General features: G+C 72.4%; 7 protein-coding genes. 5 read left to right on the forward strand and 2 right to left on the reverse strand.

Translation table 11 applies throughout. The features are described 5' to 3' along the window. The 5 genes from VFZ20_RS13530 to VFZ20_RS13550 form a co-directional block, all read left to right on the forward strand. Nucleotides 1-647, forward strand: a 647-nt coding sequence (locus tag VFZ20_RS13530) for a glycosyltransferase (RefSeq protein WP_329684423.1), incomplete at its 5' end; no start/stop codon positions are given. After that, nucleotides 644-2,395, forward strand: a complete 1,752-nt coding sequence (locus VFZ20_RS13535) for an asparagine synthase-related protein (protein WP_329684424.1) — start codon at nucleotides 644-646, stop codon at nucleotides 2,393-2,395. The genes VFZ20_RS13530 and VFZ20_RS13535, both read left to right, overlap by 4 nt. A gap of 547 nt (nucleotides 2,396-2,942) precedes the next feature. Next, nucleotides 2,943-4,001 carry a glycosyltransferase family 9 protein gene (locus tag VFZ20_RS13540; RefSeq protein WP_329684425.1) on the forward strand — a complete coding sequence of 353 codons (1,059 nt, stop codon included), beginning with the start codon at nucleotides 2,943-2,945 and terminating at the stop codon, nucleotides 3,999-4,001. Nucleotides 4,002-4,003: 2 nt separating this feature from the next. Then, complete coding sequence (locus VFZ20_RS13545; protein ID WP_329684426.1) at nucleotides 4,004-5,098, forward strand: glycosyltransferase family 4 protein; 1,095 nt, start codon at nucleotides 4,004-4,006, stop codon at nucleotides 5,096-5,098. A gap of 304 nt (nucleotides 5,099-5,402) precedes the next feature. Beyond that, the gene (locus VFZ20_RS13550; protein ID WP_329684427.1) at nucleotides 5,403-6,548 is read left to right on the forward strand and encodes a glycosyltransferase; all 1,146 of its coding nucleotides are present in this window, start codon (nucleotides 5,403-5,405) and stop codon (nucleotides 6,546-6,548) included. 157 nt (nucleotides 6,549-6,705) lie between these two features. Here VFZ20_RS13550 and VFZ20_RS13555 read toward each other — a convergent pair whose 3' ends face one another. Then, entirely contained in the window at nucleotides 6,706-8,205 is a 1,500-nt protein-coding gene (locus VFZ20_RS13555; RefSeq protein ID WP_329684428.1) for a lamin tail domain-containing protein, read from the reverse strand. Between the two features lie 470 nt (nucleotides 8,206-8,675). Beyond that, on the reverse strand, nucleotides 8,676-9,049 hold a 374-nt coding region (locus tag VFZ20_RS13560; RefSeq protein WP_329684429.1), incomplete at its 5' end, for a hypothetical protein.

Below are 9,049 nucleotides of genomic sequence, written 5' to 3' on the forward strand. Positions count from 1 at the left end.
CGGACCGCGTGCACGTCGTCGTCAACGGGATCGAATCCGTCGATCCACCGACGCCCGCGCCCCTGCGCCGCGACCTGGGCATCCCCGCGGACGCCGTCATCGCTCTGGCCGTGGGCGGGATGGAGCACAACAAGGGCTTCGACCTGCTGATCGACGCCGTGGCGGCCCTGCCCGGCGTGCACGCGGTGCTGGCCGGCGGCGGCACGGACGCGCAGCGCGCGGCGCTTGTGGACCGAGCGCGGACGTGCGGCGTGGCGGACCGCGTCCACCTGCTGGGCCGGCGATCGGACGTTCCGGCGCTCGTCGCGGCGTGCGACCTGTTCGTGCTGCCCAGCCGCACGGAGGGCTTCAGCGTGGCGTTGCTGGAGGCCATGGCGGACGCGAAGCCCATCCTGGCGGCGGACGTGGGCGGCGCGTGGGAGGGCCTCGCCGCGCGCGACGGCCGCCCCGCCGGCGGCTGGATCTTGGACCGGGACGACGCGGAGGCGCTCGCGGCCGGCCTGCGCGCGGTCGTGGACGGCATCCGCGCCGGCGCGCCGGAGGTCGCCGCGCGCGCGGCGGAGGCCAAGTGGCGCGCGGACCACGAGTTCACGCTGGAGCGGATGATCGACGGCTACGAGGCCGTGCTGGCCGGGCGCGCGCCGTGAGCGACTTTCTTTTCTCTTCCCGCCGCCGCCCGCCCGCGGAGCTCAAGCGCATCCTGGAGCGGTGGATCGGCCCCGTCGCGGGCGAGTACGCCGAGTGGACGGCGGAGTGGGGCACGCTGGCCACCGCACGCGCGCCGTATCATCCCGACCCGGCATGGGAGACGGCGCGGTCGCTCTCGATCCTCGTCGGCGAGCCGCTGGCGCGCGTGGACGGGATGATCGCCGGGCCCGCGCTGGAATCCGCGCGGCGCGAATCCGTCCATCGCCTGCTCGTCGACGGCGCGGCGGACCGCTGGGCGGATTGGCTGGACGGCCCGTTCGCCGCCATCGCCCTGGACGACGCGAGCGGCGGGACCGTCGCCACCGACCTGTTCGGGTGGATTCCGCTCTTCGCGGCGGAGGTGCGCGACCCGGAGCCGCGGCTGGTCATCGGCACGCACGTGGACGCGGTGGCCGAGGCGGCCGGCCTGCGCGGCGAGATCGACCCCGTGAGCGCCGTGGAGATGATGGGCTACTTCACCATCGCCCCTCCGCGGACGCTCTATCCCGGCGTGACGCAGATGGCGCCCGGCTGCACGCGGCGCTTCGGCATCGGCGGATGGACGACGCCGGAGCGCGTCTACTGGCAGCCGGTGGAGCGGACGGACTTCGCCTCCCTCGACGACGCGGCCGAGGCGCTGCGGATCGCGCTCGTGACGGACGTGGAGCTGGCCGTGGACGTGCACCGGCGCGTGGGCATGCTGCTGAGCGGCGGCGAGGACTCGCGCGCCGTGCTGGGCGCCGTGCCGCGCGAGGTGGAGGTGCGGGGCTTCATCTACACCGAGGCGGACAACCGCGAGGTGCGCAGCGCGCGGCGCGTGGCCCGCGCGTACGGCGCCCGCCTGCGCTGGGAGCCGCGCCCGCCCATGCACGACCTGCGGCACTTCGAGACGGTTGCCGCCCTGGTGGGCACGCAGAACGAGTTCATCGACGTGCACGGATACGGGCTGGCGAAGTCGATGGGGATCGACCAGCTGCCCGTCGTGCTGGGCGGGTTCTCGTCGGACGCGCTGCTCAAGGCCGACAACGTGACGGGCTCGTCGCGGCGGCGCGTGCTGCGCGGCGAGTCGCCCGGCATCCGCGCCGCCGAGCCGCCGCAGCTTCCCGGCATCCGCCCCGAGCTGTTGCGCGCGGCGGCGGAGCGGCGCGACGCGTTCCGGCGGCGGCTGGCGGAGATTCGCCCGGAGTCGGCGGAGGAATGGTCGTACATCTACCCGTTCACCATGCGCAAGTACGCGTCGGGATTCCACGGCAACCGGCGCCTGTTCCGCGGCCACGAGCCGTTCCAGTCCAACGCCGTCGTGCGCGTCGCGGCGGGGGTGCCGCAGGCGTGGAAGATGGAGCGGCGCTTGTTCGCGCGGGCCATGCGGCCGCTGCTGGCGCCTTCGTGGTGGGTGCCGCACAGCCGCAACCGCATGCCGTACTTTCCGCAGCCCGTGAACGCCGTCGCGCGGCCGCTGCTGGGGCTCGCGCGCGACCTGCGCGCGCTGGCCACGGGGACGATGGGCGCCAACCAGGAGTCGTGGCCCGTGTGGGAGCAGTTCGTCCGCGCGCCGGAGATGGACGTCAAGGCGCGCGAGCACGCCATCGCCGATTCGCCGCTCGGCGCGCTGTTCGAGGCGGCCGACCCGGAGCAGGCCATGCGCGACGGGTGGAAGCCGCTACGCCGCCTGGCCGCCCTGCAGCTCGCCTGGCTGACCCGCCGATGAGCCGGTTCTCGACGCGGCCGACGCCGCCGATGCCGCCGACGCCGCCGATGTCCGCGCGCGGAAGCGGTCTCCGCGCGAGCGCCCCCCAGGAGCGAATGAATTCGCCGCTGGAAAGGCACGAAGTCCGCCTGCGCGGACTGCCCCAGCGGAGGTCGTCTCGTGTGCACCGGGGCGGCGTTCACGCAACGCGAGGGACGACGCTCGCGGACGGCCGCCGCTCCCGCGCGAGCGCCCCCTCCGCTCGCCCAGGCTCGCACCTCCCCCAAAAAAGACGGGGGGAGGTTGGAACGGCTTCCGTCGTATCGCGTGCGGATGTGCGCGGAGACGGCCGGTGCACGGGCCCAGTCCGCGAAGGCGGACTTCGCGAATTTCCAGCGGCGAATTCATTCGCTCCGGCTGGGACTTCGCTGGCGCGCGTCGGACTTGATCGCTCCGAATCGGCCTGGATCGTGTCCGCGCCCACGCTGACGCTCTCGTCCACCCCCTCGCTGCCGCTCGCTTTCGCTCCCTCGTCGCGCGGACGGTCCGCCTCGCCGGGGGGGCGCGCATGAGCGAGCTTCAATATCCCGCGCGGAACGTCTGCATCGTGCTGCTGACGGGGCTGGGCGACGTCATCCACGGGCTGCCCATCGTCAACGCCCTCAAGGCCGACGACCCGTCGCGCCGCATCACCTGGGTCGTGGAGCCCATGCCGTCCGCGGCGCTGCGGCACCATCCATCCATCGACGAAGTCGTCGTCTACCACAAGAAGCAGGGCCTGCGCGGCATCCGGCAGCTGCGGCGCGACCTGGCCGGCGGGCGCTTCGACTTGGCGATCAACTTCAACGTGTACATCAAGAGCGCGTGGCCAACGCTCCTTTCGGGTGCGCCGCACCGCCTGGGCTTCGGGCGGGACCGCGCCATGGAGGGCACGTGGCTGGCGGCGAACCACCACCTCCCCGCCGGGCCGCGCGCGCACACGCAGGACCTCTTCTTCGAGTTCCTCCAGCACCTGGGTTTGCCCAAGCCGGAAACGCCGGAGTGGCGGATCACGTTCACACCGGAGGAGCGCGCGGAGCAGGCGCGCTTTGTCGCGGAGAACCGGCCCGTGGTGGCCCTCGTTCCCGCGTCGGCCAACGCCAAGAAGGATTGGCTCGCGGACCGCTACGCCCGCGTGGTCGACGCGCTGGAGCGGGACTTCGGCTACCGGACGATGCTCATCGGCGGGCCGGGCGCGCGCGAGCAGGCCATCGCCCGCGAGATCATGGACCGCGCGGAGCACACGCCCATCTGGGCCCTGGGCGACAGCGTCCGCCGGCTGATGTGGCTCATCGACAGCGCGCAGCTGCTCATCGCGCCCGACACGGGGCCCGTGCACATCGCGCGGGCGCTGGGCGTGCCCGTCGTGGGCCTCTTCGGCCACACCAACCCGTGGCGCGTGGGGCCGTACCAAGCGTACGAGGATCTGTGGATCGACCGCTACACGGAGCCCGGCGAGGCGCCGGATCCCAGCAACTGGATGCCCAAGCTGGGGCGGATGGAAGACATCACGGTGGATGACGTGCTGGAGCGCGTCCAGCGTGCCGTGCCGCGGATGCGTCCGCGCCCCGTCGCCGGCGAGGGCTGACGATGCGCATCGTGCTGAGCAACGCGTCCGGCAGCTGGGGCGGCGTGCACCGCGTGACGGAGATCCTGTCGCAGGGGCTGACGGCGCGGGGCCACGAGGTCACCGTCATGTGCCGCCCGGGCTCGCCCCTGCACGAGCGGATGCGGGATCACCTGGAGACGCTGCCCGTGCTGCGGGGAATGGACCTGCACCCGGCCACGCTCGTCCGCGTCGCGGGCGCGCTGCGCCGCCGCCGGCCCGACGTGCTGGTGACGCTCACCAAGAAGGACGTGCGGCTCAGCGCGCCCGTGGCCCGCGCGCTGGGCGTGCCCGTCGTCGTGCGGCACGGGAGCGACCAGGGGCTCAAGGGCGGGCCGTACGGGCGAATGCTGTACGGCGCCGTCCCCACGCGCCACGTGACGAACGCCGAGGCCACGCGGCGCACCATCCTGCGCTCCGCGCCCTGGCTGGACCCCGCGCGCGTCTCCGTCATCTACAACGGCGTGGACGCCGATGCCTGCGCGTCCGCCCCGCCGGCGGACCTGGGGCTGCCGGCGGGCGCGCTCGTCGTGGGCTGCGTGGGGCGCATGGAGCCGTCCAAGGGACTGGCGGAGCTGGCGGATGCGTGGCCGCGCGTGGAAGCGGCCCTCCCCGGCGCGCACCTGGTGATCGTGGGACGTGGCACCTTCGACGCGGAGCTGCGGGCGCGCCTCGCGGGGCGGCGTGTGCTGTTCACGGGGCACCGCGCGGACCTGCCGTCCGTGATGGCCGCGCTGGACCTGCTCGTGCTGCCGTCGTACAGCGAGGGCGTGCCCAACGTGGTGATGGAGGCCATGGCGGCGGGCAAGCCCGTGCTGGCCACGGCCGTCTCCGGCGTCCCCGAGCTCGTGGTCGATGGCGAGACGGGCCTGCTGATCCCCCCGCGCGACGCGGACGCCATCGCGGACGGGCTCATCCGCCTGGGGACGGATGCGGCGCTGCGGGCGCGGCTGGGCGCGGCGGGGATGGCGCGCGTCCGCGAGCACTTTACCCTGGAGACGATGGTGGACGGCTACGACCGGCTCCTGCGCGACGTCGCCGCGTCCCGCCCTGGCCGATCCGCCCTGCCGCGCTCCTGATCCGCCTCGGCGCGCGCATCCGTTCCATCGCAGGACCCGGAAGTCCGCGCACGACAAGCGTTTCCTTGCTCCCCCGCGGACCCTCGCTAGACTGAGAACCGTCCCCGCTCCGGGGGCGTGTCGGCGGCGCCGCCCATCTACGCCGGGCGATCCTCTCCCGCCGCCGACGGACTCACGTCACACAGAACCATCGGCGCACCCCGCGCACGCCCCCGTGCCGGGTGCGGATGCCGGCGTGCCCGCGCGCATTCCGCGTGCGAGGCCCCGTGATCGGCCCATCGTGGGGCGGCGGGAGACGTTTGCCGTGGCTGACGTTCTCGACGGCGTTGCGCTCGCACCTCCGCCCGTCGTCCCGGGATCGGGGGGCGGCGGGCTGCGCATCGTCCTCAGCAACGCGTCGTACGCGTGGGGCGGCGTGCACGTCGTGACGGAGGCGCTCGCGCTGGGGCTGCGGGCGCGCGGCCACGCCGTGACGGTGTTCTGCCGGCCGGACTCGCCCCTGCAGGCGCGGCTGACGGGACGGGTGCCGCTGGAGCCCGTGGCGCGCGGCATGGACCTGAGCCCGCTCGCCATCGCCCGCGCGGCCGCCGCGCTGCGCCGCCACCGACCGGACGTCGTGCTGACGCTGATGGAAAAGGACGTGCGGCTCACGGGCCCGGCGGCGCGGGCGCTGGGCATCCCCGTCGTCGTGCGGCGCGCGAACGACCGGCCGCTCAAGCGCACGCCGCATTTTCGCGTGCTGTACGGCTGGCTTCCCGCGCTGCACGTGGCCAACTCCGCGTCCACGCGCCGGACGATGCTCCAGTCCGCGCCCTGGCTGCGGCCGGAGCGCGTGCGGATGATCCACAACGGCGTCGACGCGGCCGCCCTGGACACGCTTTCGCCGGCGGACCTGGGCCTGCCGCCGGGCGCGCTGGGGATCGGATTCGTGGGCCGCTTCGACGAGCGGAAGGGGATCCTGGACTTGGCGCGCGCCTGGCCGGCCGTGGCGGCTGCCCTGCCGCACACGCACTTGGTGATGGTGGGCACGGGCCCGGAGGAGGCGGGCGCCGGTGCCCTGCTGGCGGTTGCTCCGCGCGTCCGCTGGCTGGGCTACCGTGCGGACGCCGTGGCCGTCATCAAGGCGCTGGACGTGCTGGCGGTGCCGTCGCACTGGGAGGGGTTCGGCTTGGTGGTGGCGGAGGCGCTGGCCGTGGGCACGCCCGTCGTCGCGGCGGATGCCAGCAGCCTCCCCGAGATCGTCCGCCCCGGCGCGGAGGGCCTGCTCGTGCCTCCGCGCGATCCGGATGCGCTGGCCGCCGCGCTCGTCACCCTGGCCCGCGACGATGCGATGCGCGCGCGGATGGCCGCCGCCGGCCGCGCGCGCATCCGGGCCGAGTTCTCGCTCGCCGCCATGATCGACCGCTACGAGGCCCTGCTGACGGAGGTCGTGTCCGCGCATCGTCCGTGAGCAACGGCAACTGCAGTCTCACGCAGAGCCGCAGAGGACGCGGAGTACTTCATCGCGTGACGAAGTACTCTGCGCCTCCGCGGCTCTGCGTGAAAAAATCAGTTGCTCGGCCGGACGGTGGGAGGAGAGCCCTGCTGTCCGCGAGCACGCGCGGGCGTTACAGGTTGTTGCACTCCGCCTGGCTGGAGGTCTCGTCCGCGGCGCCGTCCATGCTGGGCGTGCCCTTTTCCACCGAGACCGTGTAGCCGCCGCCGGGCGTTCCCGGCGTGGTGAAGGTGATGCGGCCGTTGCCGTCCGAGCGGTACCAGGGAATGGAGCGGCCGGCCAGCAGCGTCTTGGTCTGCGTGTGCACGTGGTGGTAGCCGTTGGTCGCGCTGACGCCAAAGGTGATCCACGACGGCGACGTCAGGTCCAGGAACCGGCTGCTGATGCCGTTGCAGCTGCCGTGGTGGTTGCCCTTGACCACGTCCACGTTCATCCCCGGCGACACGTCGTATCCCACGGAGTCGAAGTACGCCAGCGCGCCGTGCTCCGCGTCGCCGCTGAGCCACATGGTAAAGCTGGCGCTGTCCGGGCCCACGAGCTTGAGGGGGACGGAGCGGTCGTTCACGTCGCCGGTGGGCTTGGGGCGCATCACGTGCAGCTTTGCGCCGCCGTCCAGGACGAACGTGCAGATGGCGGCGCCGGTGCCGCACGCGTTGTCGGTGTCGCGGTAGTCCAGCACGCCGCGGCCGGAGCGCGCCGCCAGCGAGTCGCGCAGCTCCTGCAGGGTGGTGCTGGCCTGCGCGTCCTTGTTCTCGAAAAAGATGGGGATGTTGATGTTGTGCGCGGACTTGAAGAACTCGCGCAGTCCGCCGTGGTGGTCGTAGTGGGCGTGGGACATGAACATCATGTCGATGGTGCCGTTGGCCATCCCGAACTCCTGGACCAGGTCCGCCATGCGGCCCAGCCCCTGGCCCGCGTCCAGGATGATGCGCGTCTTTCCGTTCTCGATGAAGATGGCGTCCGCCTGCCCCGCGTCGATGATGCGGACGACGAGCGCGCCCTTCTTGCCCTCGTTGCGCGCCCCCGGCGACCCCTTGTCGCCCGCGCCGAACGCGGCCGTGCTGGTATGCCAGTTGGCGCCTTTTGCGTCGAGGTTGTCCAGCCCGGGGTTGCTCACGCAGCGCGAGGCGCCCGCCGGCATCGCGGTGGACCAGGCGACGGAGTCCACGCTGGCGCCGCCGCCGTCGCGCAGGGCCACCCAGTCCGCTGTGTTGGCCAGGTTGAGCACGGCGTACGCGTACGCCGGCGTGATGCCGCCGTTGAGGGTCGCGCTGCCGTTGCGGGCCAGCACCGCGTAGCCGCCCGCGGGGATGGTGACGGCGCTGGAGATGATCTGCGGCGAATCGTTGTTGGAGGCGAGGGTCCAGCCCTGCAGGTTGACGGCGGTGGTGCCCGTGTTGTGGATCTCCAGCCATTCGCCGTCCGCGTCCGCCACGGCGCCGGGGTCGGCCATGACCTCGTTGATGACGATCTGCGACGCGTAGGCCGAGACGGCCAGTTGGGGCCCCGGCCCGAGCGGGGCCGTGGGCGACGTGCCCGTGTCCGTACAGGCGGCGAGCGTGACGAGGGCCGCCGCGGCGACGGCGGCGGGATGCATCCGGAGGCGCAGCATGGGGTGCTCCTGTCCTAGGGGAGGGGGAGGATGAGAATCCTTTCCCGTCCAATCTCGTCACGAACGCGGATGCGCGCATCCCCCGCCGATCCGGCAACGCGATGATCTACAGATATTTACGCTATAAACAAACGGCGCTTTCGACGGATTGTGAGTGGAAATTGTAGACGGAACCTGCGTCCTGCTGAACTCAATCCACGAAACCCGGTTCACGCATCCACTTCAAAAATCCACTTCTTCCACAATTCGGCCGATTGCAGGCGCATGGTCCAGGAGCAACTGCATTCTCACGCAGAGCCGCGGAGGACGCAGAGTACTTCATCGTGCGACGAGGCCCCTCTGCGCCTCTGCGGCTCTGCGTGAGAATGCAGTAAGAGGTTGCCATACAGCAGAAACCCCGGCTCCGTGCTGGAACCGGGGTACTCTGCTGCCTCTGCTCCCTCTGCGTGAGAATGCAGTTGGTCTGGAACTCAGCGGGACGGAGACGGCGTGCGCGTGATCTCCCCGGGCAATTCGTCCCGGGGACGGCGGATCTCGAGGTGGACAAGGTCCCCGTCCTCCAGGTGCAGCACCAGCGCGCTTTTCTTCCTGGACTTGGGGAGGGCTTCCGCGTGCAGGATTCGCTGGCCGACCATCGACTGCAACTCGGCGAGCACCGCAAGGTCGCGCATCGCGTACGCTTCAGCGAGCTTGTAGCGAAGCTCCGCGACCGAGTCCGGGGCGAGCGACGCGATCTTTGCCCGCCGGGGCAGCAGCCGGACGGAAACGGTGCAGGCGCGGCCCAGGTCCACCACGTAATCGCCCCCGTCGCCCGGGAGCGCGTCGAGCGCAAAGTACCCGATCC

It is taken from the genome of Longimicrobium sp. (assembly GCF_036280135.1).
In the GTDB taxonomy this organism is placed as follows: domain Bacteria; phylum Gemmatimonadota; class Gemmatimonadetes; order Longimicrobiales; family Longimicrobiaceae; genus Longimicrobium.

Bases quoted from the DNA above. Each gene is read 5' to 3' on its own strand.
- VFZ20_RS13545 (WP_329684426.1), top strand. From the start codon at position 4,004: ATGCGCATCGTGCTGAGCAACGCGTCCGGCAGCTGGGGCGGCGTGCAC.
- VFZ20_RS13555 (WP_329684428.1), bottom strand. From the start codon at position 8,205: ATGCTGCGCCTCCGGATGCATCCCGCCGCCGTCGCCGCGGCGGCCCTC.
- VFZ20_RS13540 (WP_329684425.1), top strand. From the start codon at position 2,943: ATGAGCGAGCTTCAATATCCCGCGCGGAACGTCTGCATCGTGCTGCTG.